The organism is Roseovarius sp. D0-M9 (assembly GCF_037083805.1).
GTDB lineage: Bacteria > Pseudomonadota > Alphaproteobacteria > Rhodobacterales > Rhodobacteraceae > Roseovarius.
On record NZ_JBAPKZ010000003.1, the window covers coordinates 1 to 17,605 of the forward strand.

Here is a 17,605-nt window from a genome sequence, read left to right on the forward strand (position 1 = left end):
CTGCGATGGCTGAGGTCTCCGCGTCGGACGCGTCTACCGAAGGCACAACATATAGGGGCGGCTCAAGCACCGGTGCGCCCGACTACCCACACGGAACGAGAAGGGACCAAAACTCGGCGCCCGTCATGCGGTGGTGATCGCCGGTCAGCGCATAGCCGCCCGGTTTTTCGTCGATGAACAGCTCTTCGGTCAGCGCAATCCCCGACGGCTCGTCAAGCGCGCCCATGTTGACGTAATAGGTCCCATGCTGCGGGCCGGGCATCGTCAGGCGAAACCACAGGCCACTGCCGCAGCGGGTGCAAAAGGCGCGCTCGCCCCATTCGGAAGAGGTATAGACGCCGATGGTCTCGCCAGCGGAGATTTCAAGAGCGTCCGCAGGCACCTCGACCGAGGTCAGGATGCCGCCCGACCATTTTCGGCACATGCCGCAATGACAGGCACCCGCCTGCGTAAGGGCACAGGTGACGGTGAATGTCGCGGCGCCGCAAAGGCAGGATCCGGTATGGGGCATGGGATTATCCTCAAAAAACACACCGCGCTTGGCGCAGGCGCAGGGAGTTAATCTTCTGTCGCGGCAGCTTCCTCAGTCTCGTCGGTCTCGCCAGTCTCGTCTGCCTCGACAGTGTCGTCAGTCGCGGCAGGTGAGGCCGGGGCCTCAGCTTCAGCAGGCACATCGGCGGCATCATCGGCGGTGGCGTCCGCGTCCGGCGCCGTTTCGGTGCTGTCCGGCTCGGCAGCCAGCGCGCCATTCTGCCACTGGCCTGTTTCCTCCTGCCCGCTGGCATAGCGCATCGTGCCGGTGCCCTGCCGCTTGCCGTTCTCAAAGAGGCCTTCGTAGACATCGCCATTGGCGTAGGTGGCCACGCCCGTGCCGTTGATCTCACCGTTCTGCCATTCGCCCTCATAGACAAATCCGTCAGGCATCTCGATGCGGCCCTGGCCATCGCGCTGCCCGGCGGTGAAGTCGCCGGTATAGACGGTGCCATCGGGATAGGTCGCCGTGCCGGTGCCCTCGCGCTCGCCCGCGATCCAGTCGCCCTCATAGCGATACCCATCGGCATAGGTCATAACGCCCTGACCATGGTTGCGTGCGTCCTTGAACATGCCTTCATAGACCAGCCCGCTAGGATAGGTCGCGCGGCCCAGCCCCTCGATCACGCCGTCCACCCATTGGCCCTCGTATGTGGCGCCATCGGGATAGGTGATGCGGCCCTCGCCATTGGCCAGATCATCGCGGAACTCGCCCTCGTAGATCGACCCATCAGGATAGGTGACACGGCCCGAGCCCGAGATTTTGCCGGCAACCCATGAGCCTGTGTAGACATAGCCGTCGGTGCCGGTGAACGTGCCCTGACCGTCGCGCTTGTCATCGGCGAACTCCCCTTCGTAGACGTCGCCGCCCTCATAGACGACGCGGCCCGTGCCCTCGCGGCGGCCTGCCACCAGATCGCCCTCGTAGACGTCGCCGTTGGGCTGGGTCAGCGTGCCTTCTCCGTCGATCTGGCCGTCCTTCCAGAGGCCCGCATAGATCAGGCCGTCGGGCATGGTCAGCGTTCCGGTGCCGTCGCGCGCGCCGCGCTTGACTTCGCCCTCATAGGTCGCGCCGTCGGGATAGGTGATGGAGGCGCTGCCCTCCTTGATCCCTTCCAGCCAGTCGCCGTCGTAGACGTAGCCATTGGGCGAGGTCATCGTGCCGCGCCCGTGGTGCATCGCGTTCAGAAATTCGCCCTCGTAGCGCACGCCATTGGCATAGTCGGCGGTGCCGCGCCCGGTGATCTTGCCATTGACCCACTGGCCCTCATAAGTGCCGCCATCGGTAAAGACGATGCGGCCGATCCCGTTCGGCTTGCCCAGTGCGAATTCGCCCTCGTAGACCGAGCCGTTGGGAAAGCGCGCCGTGCCGCTGCCCTTGATCTCGCCCTCGATCCACTCGCCGGTATATTCATAGCCGTTTGGCAGCGTGTAAGTGCCGGTGCCATGTTGCAGCCCGTCCTTGAAGGTGCCCTCATAGACACCGCCATCGTCGTATTGCTTGGTTTCAATCGCGTCGTCCTGCGCCGCCGCACCGCCGCCGAGGGCGCCTGCGCCCATCGCCATTGAGACGGCGAATATGATCGGTCGTGCCTTGCTGGATACCATGCTCTGCCCCGGATGTCCTTGCCCGCGACATCGCGCGGCTTTTGAGGAAGTTAATGGACGGCCCCCCTCTGGGCAACGCGATTCGGTCAAATCGGCTTTCCTCCGCGCGCTCATCTGCTATCTCAGGGCCAACAAACGTAAGGAAGCGCCCATGTCCGACCGGTTTCGCCTGACCCTCGCCCAGTTGAACGCGGTCGTGGGCGACATAGACGGCAACGCCGAACAGGCAAAAACCGCCTGGGGCGAGGCCAAGGCGGCGGGCTCGGACATGCTGGCGCTGCCCGAGATGTTCATCACCGGCTACAACACCCAGGATCTGGTGATGAAGCCCGTGTTTCATCAGGCCGCCATCGCCGCCATTCACGCGCTGGCCAAGGTGTGTGCGGATGGTCCGGCCATCGCCATAGGCGGCCCCGCTCTTGAGGGGGCTGAGCTTTTCAACGCCTATTACGTGCTTCAGGGCGGGGCGGTGACGGCACGGGTGCTCAAGCATCATCTGCCGAATGAGACTGTGTTCGACGAGGTGCGCCTTTATGGCTCGGCGCCTGTCGCGGGGCCATATACCGTCGGCCCCCTGCGCATCGGCAGCCCGATTTGCGAGGATGCCTGGCATGAGGATGTGGCCGAGACGCTGGCTGAGACCGGCGCCGAGATCCTTCTGGTGCCCAATGGATCGCCCTATTACCGGGGCAAGATGGACACGCGCCTGAACATCATGGTTAGCCGCGTGGTCGAGACGGGCCTGCCGCTGGTCTATCTCAATATGGTCGGGGGACAGGACGATCAGGTGTTTGACGGGGGCAGTTTCGTGCTCAACCCCGGCGGCTCACTGGCCGTGCAGATGCCGGTTTTCGAGCGCGCGCTGACGCATGTGGATTTCCTGCGCGGGCCTGAGGGCTGGCGCGCAGAGGCTGGCGATCTGGCGCATGTGCCGGATCTGATGGAGCAGGATTATCACGCGATGGTTCTGTCGTTGCGCGACTACATGCGCAAGACGGGTTTCAAGAAGGTGCTGCTGGGCCTGTCGGGCGGAATCGACTCGGCCATCGTCGCGGTTATCGCCGCCGATGCGCTGGGGCCGGAAAATGTCCGCTGCGTCATGTTGCCGTCCGAATATACCTCGCAAGGCTCGCTCGACGACGCGCAGGCGGTGGCCGAGGCGCTGGGCTGCGGCTATGATTTCGTGCCCATCACCGAAGGGCGCGGAGCGATCACAGCGACGCTTGCGCCGCTTTTTGAGGGGACTGAGCCGGATGTCACCGAAGAGAACATCCAGTCGCGCCTGCGGGGGCTGCTTTTGATGGCGATGTCCAACAAATTCGGGGAAATGCTGCTGACCACGGGCAACAAGTCCGAGGTGGCGGTCGGCTATGCCACGATCTACGGCGACATGAGCGGGGGCTATAACCCGATCAAGGATCTCTACAAGACGCGCGTATTTGACATCTGCCGCTGGCGCAACGCCAACCACCGCCCCTGGATGATGGGGCCCAAGGGCGAGGTGATTGCGCCGCGCATTATCGACAAGCCCCCCTCGGCCGAGCTGCGCGCGGATCAGAAGGACAGCGACTCCTTGCCCGACTATCCCGTCTTGGACGCAATCCTGCAAATCCTCGTGGATGGCGATGGCAGCATCGAGGATTGCGTCAAGGCGGGCTATGCTCGCGAGGACGCGGTGAAGGTCGAGCATCTGATCTACATCAGCGAATACAAACGCTTTCAGTCCGCGCCGGGCACGCGCCTGAGCAAACATGCCTTTTGGCTCGACCGGCGCTATCCCATCGCAAATCGCTGGCGGGACGGCAGGCATAACTGAAGATTTGAGTATTTTGGGAACAATGAAAGCGCGCTTGCGCGCATTGACGCAGGAACGATATGCTGCGTGTGTGCATTGAGGGCCATACACCAAGAGGAGAATTTCATGTCCGATACCCGCCTTTTGATCCTGTTCTACAGCACCTACGGGACCAATCACGAGATGGCCGAATGCGCCGCCGGGGCCGCGCGCGAAGCGGGTGCGGACGTGAGGCTGCGCCGGGTGCGCGAGACGGCGCCGCAGGAGGTCATCGACGCCCAGGATGCCTGGAAAGCGCAGATCGAGCGGATGAAGGACATCCCCGAGGCCGCGCCTGACGACATGGAATGGGCCAGCGCTTATCTCTTCTCGGCGCCGACGCGCTTTTCGTTGATGCCAAGCCAGATGCAGGCGTTTTTCGACACGCTCGGCCCGCTTTGGCAAAAGGGCGTCATGGCCAACAAGGTCGCAAGCGCCATGACGTCGAGCCAAAGCCAGCATGGCGGGCAGGAGACGACGCTCATGCATCTGCACGCGACGCTCATCCACTGGGGCTGCGTGATCACGGCGCCCGGCTATACCGATGAAGTGATGTTTGAGTTGGGCAACCCCTATGGCGCGACGGCCATCGCGGGCGAAGTCAATGACACCGTGCGCGGCGCGATCCGCCACCAGACACGGCGCATGATCGGAATGGCGGACAAGTTGGCGGGCTGACCGGCTTTATTCCCACCAGCGGTCTATGGTGGCGATATCGTCATCGGACCAGCCAAAGTGATGCGCAAATTCATGGATCGTGACATGGGAGACCAGCTCTTCCAATGTCACATCCTCGCGCGTCTCAAGCTCTGCCAAGATCGGCTGGCGAAAGAGCCAGACGGTATCGGGCCACGGCGCAGGGTAGCTTGCGGATTTTTCGGTCATCGGGATCCCCTCGTAGAGCCCGGTCAGCTCAAGCGGATCGTCCATGCCCAGATCGGCCAGCATGCCTGCATCCGGCATATCCTCGATTTGCAGGACCACCTCGCGCGCCGCCGCCGCGAATGGTGCGGGAAGCTCTGCGATCGCGGCAAGGGCGATCTCTTCTATCCGTGCAAGAGAGGGGATTTGTGTCATGCCCACCATATGAGGCAAGCGCCGCGCGAAGGGAAGCTTCGCGCGGCGCTATTCATGTGGAGGGCCGGTCATTGGGGGGCGATCATTGGCGGCCCGAAATCATTGGCAGTCAGAACGCCTCAGAGGCGGAGCTGGTAGCTTTCAGGGACATAGCCATAGCCGTCTCCGCGCGCCTCGACAAAGCCCATGGCCGGGAAGGGCATGTGATAGCCGATGAAGGGCATCCGCTCGGCCACGAGCATGTCCAGCAATTTGCGCCGTGTTTGGGCGGCGGCGGCCTTGTCCATGTCGAACTTGACCTCCCAATCGGGCTGCTCGAGCGAAAAGACCGGGTGGTTGGCGAAATCGGCTGCGATCAGCAGGGATTTGCCTTCGCTCTCGATCCGGTAGGCCATGTGGCCAGGTGTGTGGCCGAACGCCTCGACGGCTGTAATGCCTGACGCCGCATCCTCGCCGGGGGCGATCATGGTGGTCTGCTCGGCCAATGGGCGCACCTTGGCGTCGAAGCCTTCGTTTCCGGCGGCGGACCAATGGTCGAATTCGGTGGCGCCTGCGATGTAGCGCGCATTGGCAAAGGTCGTGCCCGCCTCGCCGCTGAGGCCGCCGATGTGATCGCCGTGCATATGCGTCAGAACAACGATATCGACCTGATCGGGGGTATAGCCCGCCGCCTCGAGCGCGGCGGTGATGCCCTCGGGATTGAGGCCCGTGTCAAAAAGGACCAGCTCTTCGCCGGTGTTGACCAGCGTCGGCGTGAAAAAGAACTGGGCCGCGTCTGTCGGCAGAAAGGCGGCGCGCGCGACCTCCTCAAAGGTGGTGGCATCGACGTTGAGGCCAAAAATCGAATGAGGGTCCTCGCGCGGCGTCGTGCCTGCAAGGAGCGTCGTCACCTCGAAGCTGCCGAGTGCGACGCGGCGGTGAATTGCGGCGGAGGCGCCCATCATGGGGGCGGCGGCCCTGGCGGCATGGGCAAGAGGCAGCGCGGCGGCCGCGCCCAAAAGCGTGCGGCGGGTCATGTTGGATGTCATGTTTCAATTCTCCCTATCAGCTGCGGTGAAAGGTAGCGCACGGGATTGCGGCGCGCGCTCACGTTCGTGTGATCGCGCAGTGCCGCACCAGTCAGAGTGGTAGGCACACGCGCCAGAAACCACCGGGCCCATCGCCCAGATCGGTGCCGCCGGTGGCGTCAAGCGCGCCTGCGTCGCTGCGCAGGCCGGGCCCGGTGTCGAGCAGGACATGCGTGCCGGGCATGGGTGCAAATGCCCAGTTTTCTGCAAATCCCTCCGGGGGGGCGAGCGGCGTATGGGCGACATGCTCGACCAGTTCCTGCCGCAGAAGGGCTGTCGAGACGTAGACAAGCCGCTCCGGCGGCGTTGGTGCATAGGCGCCCGCGCCGAATGCGCGGTAGGTGTTCGTTGCCAGAATGAGCCGCGCATCCTCGGCCAAGGGACGGCCCTGATGCCGCAGGTCGCGGATGCGCCCCGTGCCGCCCTCGGTCCGGTTCCCAGAGCGGTCGTAGAGCGGCGGGGCCGCCAGATCGATCGTGTAGGTCAGCCCCGAGATGACATCGAAATCATGGCCAGGCACGTCCATGTCGCGCAGCATCTGGTCGGGCGCGCCGGGCTGGAGGGTGGCAAAGCAGATTGCCGCCCTTTCAAGCCAGTCGCGCAGGCCCGCGCCATCAATCTCGATGCCGCACAGGCTGTTGGGAAAGGGGTAGAGGTCTGCGGCGTGGCGCCGTGACAACGGGCCTTCGGGCAGATCGGTAAAGTGGCTCGGGCCGCCGCGCCCGCCGGTCTTGAAGGCAGGCGTGGCGGACACGATCGGCAGCCCTTCGTGCGGTGTTCCTGCAAGGGCGCGCGCCAGCAACTGCGTTTGCACTGCGTTCAGCGCGGCGACCGACGGATCGGGCGGCGCCAGCGCGAGATAACTGTGCAGGCGCATCGCCGCGCGGCCGATCGGTTGGCGCATGTGGCGCAGTGTCATGTCATGCGCCGGAGCCAGCGTGGCCTTCAGCGGCAGATCGCAGGGCAGGGCGGCCGCATCGCGCACCTCGGCCCGGTGGCCAGAGCAGCGCCAGCGCCCGTTCGACGCGGTCACGGTCAGGTCCAGGACGCCCAAGTGTCCGCCGCAAGCCCCCGCCATCACCGCGGGCGTGCCCGACAGCAAGCCGCGCTTGTGGTCGATGCCGGCCTTTGCGGCATCGGGGCATATCTGGCCGGCCAGCGGGAATATCTGGTGACTGTGCCCCGTCATGATCGCATCGACCCCGTCGAGGCCCGCCAGTGCAAGGGCCGCGTTCTCGGCCATCGCATCGGGTGCGCGCGCGTCGATCCCGCTATGGGCCAGCAGGATCACGATATCTGCACCATTCGCGCGCAGCTTGGGGATCATCCTGCGTGCCGTCTCGACCATATCCTTGGCGCTCAGGCGCCCGCTCAGATGCATCTGGTCCCACATCGTGATCTGCGGCGGCACAAGACCGAGGACACCCACCTTGATCGGGCGGGCAGCGCCATCGTCGCAGATAAGCGTGCGCTCCAGAATGACCGACGGCAGAACGGGCCATGGGCTCTCGTCCGTGGCGGACGGAACCTCGACATTGCCGCAGGTGACGGGGAATTTTGCACAGCGCAGCGTGCGCGCCAGCCAATCTATGCCAAAGTTGAATTCGTGATTGCCAAGGGCCGCCGCGTCATAGCCCAGATGGTTCATCGCCGTGATCACCGGGCTTGGGCCCTGCCAAGCCTCCTCCGAGCAAGTGGTCAGATCCCCCATCGGCGTGCCCTGAAGCGCATCGCCATTATCGAAAAGCAGCGTATTGGCGGCCTCGGCGCGCGCGGCGCGGATGGCTGTTGCAACGCGCACCAGCCCGTATGGCTGGCCGCCCTCGTCGGCGTAGTAATCATAGGCCATCAGGTGCGCGTGAATATCCGTCGTACCCAGCAGGCGCAGCTGTGCGGTGGCGCCTTCCGGTAGGGCGCAAAGCGTCTGAGCCTCAGGCCGGGCCCTGCGGGCTTGCACGGGCGATCCTGCGGTCATGCGCTCTCCTTTGGGTGCGGTGTCATGCGTCGTGCAACGCGGCTTTACACGTCCCATCGGGGTAATGCACCCGTAAGATATTTCAAAGAATTAGAAAACAACTTTAAAGAGAATTGATCTGCGCCGTTGCAGCATTACCACCCTTGCAAGCGCCGCTTGCGTAGAGGCGGGGATCATGGCAGGCCATCCCGATCGGATCAGGCGGGGTCGCGCGTATGAAATTGGCGGAAACAGTGACATTTGCCGGCGGGGCGCTGGACCGCGCAGGCGAATTGCGCGGCACGGATCTGGATGCGGCGATTGCCTCCGCCGGGGCCGAGACGATCCTGATGTGGCGCGGCAAGCCGCTGACCCAAGGCGAGGTGCTGGCGCCGCTGGTGCGCCTGCCGCTGGATCATCCGGTGCTGGAGGGCGCGCGCCGGATCCTTCTGGGGCGCGGGCCGGACGGCCGGTTGATCTTTGCGCATGACATATCGCACTGGGTACCCGAGGTCGCGCCTGCCTTCCTCGATACATTCGCGGACCCGACCGAGCAGCGCCACCCCGGTCTGCCGGACACTTACGTCTTTGCCGAGTTGCGCCGGATCATGACACTTCTGGACGTCGAGGATGCGGCGCAGGCCTCGACGGCGCGCGCGCTGTTTGCATGGCATGACATTCACGGGTTCTGCGCGCGATGCGGCGCGGCCAGCGATATCGTGCAGGCGGGGTGGCAGCGCATCTGCCCGGCTTGCGGCGGGCATCATTTCCCGCGCACGGATCCGGTGGTCATCATGTTGATAACGGACGGCAATTCCGCGCTGCTGGGTCGGTCGCCGGGCTGGCCCGAGGGGATGTATTCGCTGCTGGCGGGCTTTGTCGAGCCGGGCGAGACGCTGGAGGCCGCGGTGCGCCGCGAGGTGTTGGAGGAGACGAATGTGCGCGTGGGAGAGGTGAGCTATCTTGCCAGCCAGCCGTGGCCCTTCCCGGCATCGCTGATGATCGGGATGCGCGGCACGGCGCTGAGCCGTGAGGTCACCATCGATCCGGTCGAGATCGAGGATGCCGTCAGGGTCACACGCGAAGATCTGATGGATGCCTTCGGCGGGCGGCACGCGTTTCTCAAACCCGCGCGCAAAGGCGCAATTGCGCAGTTTTTACTGAGCAACTGGCTTGCGGACCGCTTGGATTGAGGCAAGAATGGCGTTCAACGATCCGCCGCCGGCCCTGACAGGCGGGCCGGTAAAAACGGGCGAAGGCAGACAGGCAGTGCGGGCAAGCAGGGCAGACACATGATTTTCACCTCACGCGAAGATATCGAGGCACCGATTGATTTCGTATTTGCACAGGTTGCGAATTTCGCCGCGCTCGAGCGCTCGATCCTGCGGCGCGGCGCCGAAGTGCAGCGCAAGGTTGACCGCACCTCTGCGGCTGCCGGAATGATGTGGGAGACATCCTTTGACTTCAAGGGCAAGCGGCGGCAGATGGAGGTGACGCTGGTGTCCTTCGATCCGCCAAGCAGCATGAGCTTCGAGGGCAAGGGCAAGGCGCTGAATTGCGATTTCTCGGTCGATCTGGTGGCATTGTCGCGCGGTCGCACGCGCCTTTCGCTGGTTGCCGAGATCAAGCCTCAAAACCTGACCGCCCGCCTGATGATCCAATCGCTGAAACTGGCGCGCGGCAATGTGACCAAGCGGTTCGAGATGCGCGTTGCGTCCTACGCCAAGGACATCGAAGATAGGTATGCAAGCTGCGCCTGAAGGCGCGGCGGGATGCCCTGCGGCGTGAGGGCGCATCGTGGTCCACGTGATCAGACGGTTTGAAATCCACAACAAGAAATACGCCTGCCACGGGAAGATGGCAGGCGCTTTTCATCGTGATTTCAAAATGCTGGATCAGTCCCTGCGCGGGTCGCGAGGGTAGACGCCCAGAATGTTCACCTGGCTGGTGAAATAGTCCAGTTCCTCAAGCGCGCGTGCAACATTTGCGTCCTCGGGGTGCCCCTCGATATCCGAATAGAACTGCGTGGCGGTAAAGGATCCGCCAACCATGTAGCTCTCCAGCTTGGTCATGTTGACGCCATTGGTCGCAAAACCGCCCATCGCCTTGTAGAGGGCGGCAGGAATGTTGCGCACTTCAAAGACGAAGCTGGTGATCATGCCCGCGGCGCCGCGTCGCGCCCTGTCAGGCTTGGGTGACATGACCAGAAAGCGGGTCGTGTTGTTGCCCTCGTCCTCAATTCCTTTCGCCAGCACATCGAGGCCATAGATGCCGCCCGCCAGCGGGCTGGCCAGCGCGGCGGTGGCGCGATCGCCAAGCTCGGCCACTTCGCGTGCCGAGCCTGCGGTATCGGCCCCGGTGATGCGGGTGATGCCATGCTCGCCCAGAAAGGCGCGGCACTGGCCCAGCAGCATGGGATGGCTCATCGCCTGCTTGATTTCGCTCAGCGGTGTGCCCGGCACTGCCAGCAGGGCGATTTCGACCCGCACGAAGGCCTCGGCGATGATATGCAGTCCACTGCCCGGCAGCAGGTGGTGGATGTCGGCCACGCGCCCGAAGGTCGAGTTTTCGACCGGCAGCATCGCCAGATGCGCCGCGCCGCTGCGCACCGCGTCGATTGCATCCTCGAAGGTCCGGCAGGGCAAGGGCGTCGCATCGGGGTAGGTCTGAATGCAGGCCTGATGGGAATAGGCCCCTGGCTCACCTTGAAAGGCAATGGTTTGGCTCATCTGGCGGCTGTCCCTTTCTTGCGGGCCCGGCCCTGCGAACAGGGTGCAGGGCCGGGCATTTGGTCGCGGAAACTATACCTTGCGCAAGGGGAGGGGAAGCGGATAGATACGCGGCCAAGAGTTATCAAATGGAAGCGTGCGCATGTTCGATACAATGACATTCACCAAAATTCTCGGCGGTTTCGCGGGCGCCTTTCTGGTGTTCCTGCTGGGCAAGTTCGTCGCAGAGACGCTGTATCACTCCGAAGTTGCCGGCCATGATGGTGAGGTTGTTCAGGGGTATTTGATCGACACCGGCAGCGAGGACAGTGGCGAGGAAGAGGCCGAGGGCCCGACCTTCGAGGAAGTTTTTGAAGCGGCTGACGCGGGCCGCGGTGAGCGCGTTTACAACCAGTGCCGCGCCTGCCACGCGCTTGAGGACGGTGCGAATGGCGCGGGCCCGTATCTTTATAATGTGGTGGGCCGCGATGTGGGCACAGCCGAGGGCTATGCCTATTCCGGCGCGCTTTCGGAGGCGGCTGACGTCTGGACCCCCGAAAACCTCAGCGCATTTCTTGAAGACCCGCAGGGCTATGCGCCCGGCACGTCCATGGGCTATTCAGGCCTCGGGGATGTCGAGGATCGGGCCAACCTGATCGCGTATCTGGATACGATTGGCGATTGATCGCCGAAACCTGACGGAAGAGGGCCGCCATTCCCATCGGGATGGCGGCCTTTTTTCATGCGCTGTGCACTGCCACGGTGCCTATATTGCAAGCAGCTTGAGGGGCATGCGCCATTTTACCCGCTTGAATGTCGCGCCCGCCCTCCTTTAGCGTGCCGCAGGTGTATATATGAAATCTCGTATGTATCTTTTGGGAGGGACGGCATGACATCGGCACATACCGCAACGCAGGCGCGCGTCAGGGCGCATCCCCCACAAGCCGCAAGGGCATGGATCATCGGGGCGTTTTCAGGCCTGGCCATCGCCGCGCTCATGGCGCAGGCCGCGTTCTCGGCGAGCGATGACAGCAGCAGCGAGAGCGATGATGCCGAAATCATCAGCAGCCACGGATACAGCTATTTCGGTGAGCTAACATATCCCGAGGATTTCCCGCATTTCGATTACGTCAATCCGGACGCGCCCAAGGGCGGTGAAATCTCGCTGGCGGTCACGGGGTCCTTCAGCTCGATGAACCCCTATTCGCGCAAGGATCGCGCGGGCGCCTATTCGTGGATGGCCTACGAGAGCCTGCTGGGCGATATGCCCGCCACCAGCGAGGGTGCCCCTGCGGATGTCTATGGCGAATCCTACGGCCTTCTGGCCGAGCGGCTGGAATATGATGTGGGCAAGAACTGGGTCATTTTCTACATGCGCCCCGAAGCGCGGTTTTCCGATGGCACACCGGTAACGGCACATGATGTGGTGTTTTCGCATAATCTGTTCCTCGAGCAGGGGCTGCAATCCTATGCCGAGGCGGTTAAGCGACGGGTGACGGGCGCCGAGGCGCTGGATGATCACACGGTCAAATTCACCTTTGCCAGCGGGATCTCGCGTCGTTCACTGGTCGATCAGGTGGGCAGCGTCCCCGTCTTTCCCAAGGCTTGGTATGAGGAAACGGGTGCCCGCCTTGACGAACCCCGCATGGATCCGGCGCCCGGATCAGGGCCTTACGTGCTGCAAAGCGCCGAGCCCGACCGCAGCATCACCTATGAGCGCAATCCCGACTATTGGGGCCGCGATTTGCCGATCAACGTGGGGCGGCACAATTTCGATACGATCAGCGTGATCTATTTCGCCGACGACTCCGTCGCGTTTCAGGCGTTTACTGCTGGCGAATATACGTTCCGGGCCGAAACCACGTCCAAGACATGGGCGACTGGCTATGACTTTCCTGCCGTGCAGGAGGGCTGGGTCAAGCTGGAAGAGATCCCCGATGGATCACCCCCAACGCCATCAGGCTTTGTCTTCAACCTTGGCCGCGAAAAATTGCAGGATGAGCGGGTGCGCGAGGCCATTGCGCTTGGCTTCAACTTCGAGTGGACGAACGAGAGCCTGCAATACGGCCTCTTCGAGCAGCGCGACAGTTTTGTTCAGGACACGCCGCTGCAAGCGATGGGCCCGCCCGAGGGGGCGGAGCTGGAGCTTCTGCAAGGCCTTGGCGACCTGATCCCCGAGGAGATGCTGAGCGAGCCTGCCGTCAGTGCCCACACTTCGGACCCCGACCGACTGACCGACCGGCGGAACCTCCGCCGCGCGATGAGCCTGCTCGACGAGGCTGGTTGGCCGGTGGATGAAAGCGGCCAGCGCCGCAATGCGGCTGGCGAGCCGCTGACGATCGAATTGCCGGTGTCTTCCGCGGGATCGGCGACCATCGGTGCCGTGGTCGAGAATTTCATCAAGAACCTGCAGGCGATGGGCATCGACGCGCGGATGAACAAGATCGACTCGTCGCAATACACGCTGCGCAGCCGCGACCGCGACTATGATATCATCTTTGATAACTACATGGCCTTCTTGCAGCCCGGCACGGGCCTGATGCAGCGCTTTGGATCCTCCGAGGCGGAGTTCAGCCTCTTCAACCCCGCCGGTCTTGCCAGCCCCATGGTCGATGCCATCATCAACGCCGCGCTGGAAACGAACGAGTTGGAGGCGCAGAACGCTGCGCTCATGGCTCTTGACCGGGCGCTGCGTTACGAGCGTTTCATGATCCCGGTCTGGTACAACGCGTCCCATTGGGTGGCCTACTGGGACAAGTTCGACCACCCCGATCCCATGCCGGCCTATGCCTTGGGTGTGCTCGATTTCTGGTGGGTCGATGCCGACAAGGCCGCTGCGCTGGCCGAGTCCGGCGAGGTGAGGTAGCACCGTATGGGGGCCTACATCCTGCGGCGTCTGTTGCTGATCATCCCGACGCTGCTGGGCATCATGGTGATCAATTTTGCCCTCGTGCAATTCGTGCCGGGTGGCCCGGTCGAGCAGGCCATCGCCAACATGCAAGGCAAGGGCGATGTCTTTGACAGCTTTGCCGGGGGCGGCAATGACGCGGGTCAGGACATGGGCAGTCAGGGCGGCGAGAGCGCCTACGTCGGCGCGCGTGGCCTGCCGCCCGAAATGATCGCCGAGCTGGAACGCCAGTTCGGCCTCGACAAGCCTGCGCTCGAGCGGTTTGGCCTGATGATGTGGAACTACATGCAATTCGATTTCGGCGAGAGCTATTTTCGCAAGATCGAGGTGACCGATCTGGTGCTGGAGAAGATGCCGGTGTCGATCACGCTGGGGCTGTGGTCGACGCTGATTGCCTATCTCATCTCGATCCCTCTTGGCGTGTCCAAGGCCGTGCGCGACGGTAGCACATTCGACACCTGGACCAGCGGCGTCATCATCGTCGCCTATGCGATCCCTGCGTTCCTCTTTGCAATCATGCTGCTGGTCCTCTTCGCGGGGGGCAGTTACTGGAAGATCTTCCCCCTGCGGGGCCTGACATCCGATGAATTCGACACATTCACCTTGGGCGGCAAGATATTGGATTATCTGTGGCACATCGCGCTGCCCGTGCTGGCCAGCACGATCGCGGCCTTCGCGACGCTGACGCTGCTGACCAAGAACAGTTTTCTCGACGAGGTGAAAAAGCAGTATGTCATCACCGCCCGTGCCAAGGGACTGTCGGAAAAGCGGGTGCTTTACGGGCATGTGTTTCGCAACGCGATGCTGATCGTGATCGCGGGATTTCCGACCGTCTTCATCGGCATCTTCTTTGGCGGCTCGGTTCTGATCGAGACGATCTTTTCGCTCGACGGATTGGGGCGCTTGGGCTTTGAGGCTGCCGTGGGGCGGGATTATCCGGTGATGTTCGGCACGCTGTTCCTTTTTGGCCTGATTGGCTTGGTGGTGAACATCTTCAGCGACCTGATGTATGTGCTGGTCGATCCGCGCATCGATTTTGAAAAGCGGGAGGGGTGATGAGACTTCGCGACCTTGCGCCCGGCGCATTCGAGGCAGATGTTGCAGGGGGGCTTTGCCCCCCGCGCCGAAACTGCGTTTCGCCGCTCCCCCCAGGATACTTGGGGCAAGAAGAAACGGGGGGCGCGCGCTGAATGACCCTCTCTCCACTCAACCAGCGCCGGTGGCGCAATTTTCGGCGCAACAAGCGTGCCTTCTGGTCGCTGATCCTCTTTGTGATCGTGTTCGGGCTGAGCCTCTTTGCCGAGTTTCTGGCCAATGACAAGCCGATCCTCGTGCAGTATCGGGGCGAGCTTTATACGCCGATCTTCAACTTTTATCCCGAAACGGAGTTCGGGGGGGATTTCAGGACCGAGGCGGTTTATCGCGACCCCGAGGTGCGTTGTCTGATTGCGTCGGGGGGGCTAGATATCTGCTTTGACGATCCCGAAGCGGTGATTGAGGATGCCGCAGACGGCGTGGTCGAAGGCGAGCAGATCGATAAGGGTTGGGCCATTTGGCCGCCTATTCCATATAGCTACGACACGCCTGTCGACCGGCCCGGCGCGGCGCCGCTGCCGCCTAATGCGCAGAACCTGCTGGGCACCGACAACACCAAGCGCGACGTGCTGGCGCGGGTGATCTACGGATTCCGCCTGTCGGTGATGTTCACGCTGATCGTGACGACGCTGGCCTCGATCATTGGTGTCGCGGCGGGCGCGGTGCAGGGGTATTTCGGCGGCTGGCTGGACCTGTCCTTCCAGCGATTCATCGAGATCTGGGCCGCGACGCCGCAGCTCTATGTCATCATCATTCTGTTTGCGATCCTGCCAAGGGGGTTCTGGCTATTGGTGGGGATAACCGTTCTCTTTGGCTGGATGGCGCTGGTGGGCGTCGTGCGGGCCGAGTTCCTGCGCGCGCGCAATCTGGAGTATGTGCGCGCGGCCAAGGCGCTGGGCGTCAGCAACGGGCGCATCATGTTCCGCCATATGTTGCCCAATGCGATGGTGGCAACGCTGACCATGCTGCCCTTTGTCATCACCGGGACCATCAGTCTTCTTGCGGGGCTCGATTTTCTGGGGTTTGGCCTGCCGTCCTCATCACCATCGCTGGGCGAGCTGACCTTGCAGGCCAAGCAGAACCTGCAGGCGCCGTGGCTTGCCTTCACGGCCTTTTTCGCTTTTGCGATCATGCTGTCTCTGTTGGTATTTATCTTCGAGGGGGTGCGCGATGCGTTCGATCCCAGAAAGACGTTTAGATGAGCCTTCTGACAGTCGAAAACCTGACCATCGCCTTTCGGCAGGACGGCGCGCTGACGCGCTGCGTGCATGGCGTCAGCTTTAGCGTTGATCGCGGTGAGACCGTCGCGCTGGTGGGCGAAAGCGGGTCGGGCAAATCCGTGACGGCACTCAGCACGGTATCCCTTCTGGGGGATGCGGCCGAGGTGGGCGGCAGTGTGCGCTATGACGGGCAGGAGCTGATCGGCGCGCCGGCCAAGCTGCTGCGAAAAGTGCGCGGCAATGACATCAGCTTCATTTTCCAAGAGCCGATGACATCGCTCAACCCTCTGCACACGCTGGAAAAACAGCTGGGCGAGTCGCTGGCCCTGCATCAGGGTCTGACGGGGGCAGAGGCGCGCGCGCGCATCGTCGAGCTTTTGACCGAGGTGGGGATTCGCGACCCCAAGAGCCGCCTTGGCGCCTATCCCCACCAGCTGTCCGGCGGGCAAAGGCAGCGGGTGATGATCGCTATGGCGCTGGCGAACAAGCCTGATATCCTGATCGCGGACGAGCCGACGACAGCGCTTGATGTCACGATCCAGGCCCAGATCCTTGCGTTGTTGGCCGAGCTCAAGAGCCGCGACATGGGCCTTTTGTTCATCACGCACGATCTGACGATCGTGCGGCGCATCGCCGACAAGGTCTGCGTCATGAAGGACGGCATGATCGTCGAGGCCGGGCCTACAGCAGACGTCTTTGACAACCCCCGCCATGACTATACGCGCAAGCTGCTCGGCGCGCACTCCGTGGGCCTGCCGGGGCCGGTGCCCGACGATGCGCCGGTGGTGGCCGAGGCCGAGAACCTGCGCGTCTGGTTTCCCATCCAGCAGGGGTTTCTGAAACGGACGGTCGGCCACGTCAAGGCCGTCAACGACGCCAGCCTGACCGTGCGAGCGGGCGAGACGCTGGGCATCGTGGGAGAGAGCGGGTCTGGCAAGACGACGCTGGCATTGGCGATGATGCGCCTCATCTCATCCACTGGGCGCATCGTTTTTTGCGGTGAGGATGTGAACGGCTGGACCACCAAGACGCTCCGCCAGCGGCGGGCGGACATGCAGATCGTGTTTCAGGACCCCTTCGGCAGCCTCAGCCCGCGCATGACCTGCGCCGAGATCATCGCCGAGGGCCTGGGTGTGCATGGTCACCCGGATGGCAAGTCCGGCAAGGGATCGCAGCGCGAGCTGGTGGCAGAAATGCTGGACGAGGTGGAGCTTCCGCGCGATGCGATGGACCGCTATCCACATGAATTTTCGGGGGGGCAGCGCCAGAGGATCGCGATCGCACGCGCCATGATCCTGCGCCCCAGACTTCTGGTTCTGGACGAGCCGACGAGCGCGCTGGACATGACGGTGCAGGTGCAGATTGTCGACCTTCTGCGGCGGCTTCAGCAGAAATACGGGCTGGCCTATCTCTTTATCAGCCACGACCTCGCCGTGGTGCGCGCCATGAGCCACAAGATCATGGTGATGAAACAGGGCGACGTGGTCGAGGCAGGCAGTGCCGAGGACTTGTTCGAGCGCCCGCAGACAGAATACGCGCAGACGCTGTTGCGCGCGGCGCTTGACCCGGTGGGGTAGGCCCCGCTCCGCGCTCCTTTGACGCA

15 protein-coding genes are annotated in these 17,605 nt (G+C 63.1%); 9 read left to right on the forward strand and 6 right to left on the reverse strand.

Annotated elements, in window-relative coordinates:
* Positions 1 to 82: 82 nt before the first annotated feature.
* On the reverse strand, positions 83 to 511 hold the full coding sequence (locus V8352_RS03070; RefSeq protein ID WP_336422790.1) for a GFA family protein: 429 nt from the start codon (positions 509 to 511) through the stop codon (positions 83 to 85).
* Positions 512 to 558: 47 nt separating this feature from the next.
* The gene (locus V8352_RS03075; RefSeq protein ID WP_336422983.1) at positions 559 to 2,097 is read right to left on the reverse strand and encodes an MORN repeat-containing protein; all 1,539 of its coding nucleotides are present in this window, start codon (positions 2,095 to 2,097) and stop codon (positions 559 to 561) included.
* 193 nt (positions 2,098 to 2,290) lie between these two features.
* On the opposite strand from V8352_RS03075, the gene V8352_RS03080 reads away from it, so the two are divergent.
* Together V8352_RS03080 and wrbA are read left to right on the forward strand one after the other, a co-directional pair.
* Entirely contained in the window at positions 2,291 to 3,955 is a 1,665-nt protein-coding gene (locus V8352_RS03080; RefSeq protein ID WP_336422791.1) for an NAD+ synthase, read from the forward strand.
* A 105-nt stretch (positions 3,956 to 4,060) separates the two neighbouring features.
* Positions 4,061 to 4,651, forward strand: a complete 591-nt coding sequence (gene wrbA, locus V8352_RS03085; RefSeq protein WP_336422792.1) for an NAD(P)H:quinone oxidoreductase — start codon at positions 4,061 to 4,063, stop codon at positions 4,649 to 4,651.
* Between the two features lie 6 nt (positions 4,652 to 4,657).
* Here wrbA and V8352_RS03090 read toward each other — a convergent pair whose 3' ends face one another.
* From V8352_RS03090 to V8352_RS03100, 3 genes are all read right to left on the reverse strand, one after another.
* Positions 4,658 to 5,050 carry a metallopeptidase family protein gene (locus V8352_RS03090; protein WP_336422793.1) on the reverse strand — a complete coding sequence of 131 codons (393 nt, stop codon included), beginning with the start codon at positions 5,048 to 5,050 and terminating at the stop codon, positions 4,658 to 4,660.
* Positions 5,051 to 5,169: 119 nt separating this feature from the next.
* On the reverse strand, positions 5,170 to 6,078 hold the full coding sequence (locus V8352_RS03095) for an MBL fold metallo-hydrolase (protein WP_336422794.1): 909 nt from the start codon (positions 6,076 to 6,078) through the stop codon (positions 5,170 to 5,172).
* Positions 6,079 to 6,169: 91 nt separating this feature from the next.
* Positions 6,170 to 8,092, reverse strand: a complete 1,923-nt coding sequence (locus V8352_RS03100; RefSeq protein WP_336422795.1) for a bifunctional 2',3'-cyclic-nucleotide 2'-phosphodiesterase/3'-nucleotidase — start codon at positions 8,090 to 8,092, stop codon at positions 6,170 to 6,172.
* A 215-nt stretch (positions 8,093 to 8,307) separates the two neighbouring features.
* On the opposite strand from V8352_RS03100, the gene nudC reads away from it, so the two are divergent.
* Together nudC and V8352_RS03110 are read left to right on the forward strand one after the other, a co-directional pair.
* Positions 8,308 to 9,264: an NAD(+) diphosphatase gene (nudC, locus tag V8352_RS03105; protein WP_336422796.1), complete on the forward strand. Its 957-nt coding sequence runs from the start codon at positions 8,308 to 8,310 to the stop codon at positions 9,262 to 9,264.
* A 99-nt stretch (positions 9,265 to 9,363) separates the two neighbouring features.
* Positions 9,364 to 9,831, forward strand: a complete 468-nt coding sequence (locus V8352_RS03110) for an SRPBCC family protein (protein ID WP_336422797.1) — start codon at positions 9,364 to 9,366, stop codon at positions 9,829 to 9,831.
* Between the two features lie 135 nt (positions 9,832 to 9,966).
* Here V8352_RS03110 and V8352_RS03115 read toward each other — a convergent pair whose 3' ends face one another.
* Positions 9,967 to 10,800: a prephenate dehydratase gene (locus tag V8352_RS03115; protein WP_336422798.1), complete on the reverse strand. Its 834-nt coding sequence runs from the start codon at positions 10,798 to 10,800 to the stop codon at positions 9,967 to 9,969.
* A gap of 142 nt (positions 10,801 to 10,942) precedes the next feature.
* On the opposite strand from V8352_RS03115, the gene V8352_RS03120 reads away from it, so the two are divergent.
* The 5 genes from V8352_RS03120 (at position 10,943) to V8352_RS03140 (ending at position 17,579) form a co-directional block, all read left to right on the forward strand.
* A complete protein-coding gene (locus V8352_RS03120) occupies positions 10,943 to 11,464 on the forward strand; it encodes a c-type cytochrome (protein ID WP_336422799.1) in 522 nt (173 codons plus the stop codon).
* A 204-nt stretch (positions 11,465 to 11,668) separates the two neighbouring features.
* Positions 11,669 to 13,645: an extracellular solute-binding protein gene (locus V8352_RS03125; protein ID WP_442970941.1), complete on the forward strand. Its 1,977-nt coding sequence runs from the start codon at positions 11,669 to 11,671 to the stop codon at positions 13,643 to 13,645.
* A 6-nt stretch (positions 13,646 to 13,651) separates the two neighbouring features.
* Positions 13,652 to 14,743, forward strand: coding sequence for a microcin C ABC transporter permease YejB (locus tag V8352_RS03130; protein WP_336422800.1), 1,092 nt, complete (start codon positions 13,652 to 13,654; stop codon positions 14,741 to 14,743).
* Between the two features lie 134 nt (positions 14,744 to 14,877).
* Positions 14,878 to 15,984 carry an ABC transporter permease gene (locus V8352_RS03135; protein WP_336422801.1) on the forward strand — a complete coding sequence of 369 codons (1,107 nt, stop codon included), beginning with the start codon at positions 14,878 to 14,880 and terminating at the stop codon, positions 15,982 to 15,984.
* Positions 15,981 to 17,579 carry an ABC transporter ATP-binding protein gene (locus V8352_RS03140; RefSeq protein ID WP_336422802.1) on the forward strand — a complete coding sequence of 533 codons (1,599 nt, stop codon included), beginning with the start codon at positions 15,981 to 15,983 and terminating at the stop codon, positions 17,577 to 17,579. Before V8352_RS03135 ends, V8352_RS03140 begins: the two co-directional genes overlap by 4 nt.
* Positions 17,580 to 17,605: the final 26 nt, after the last annotated feature.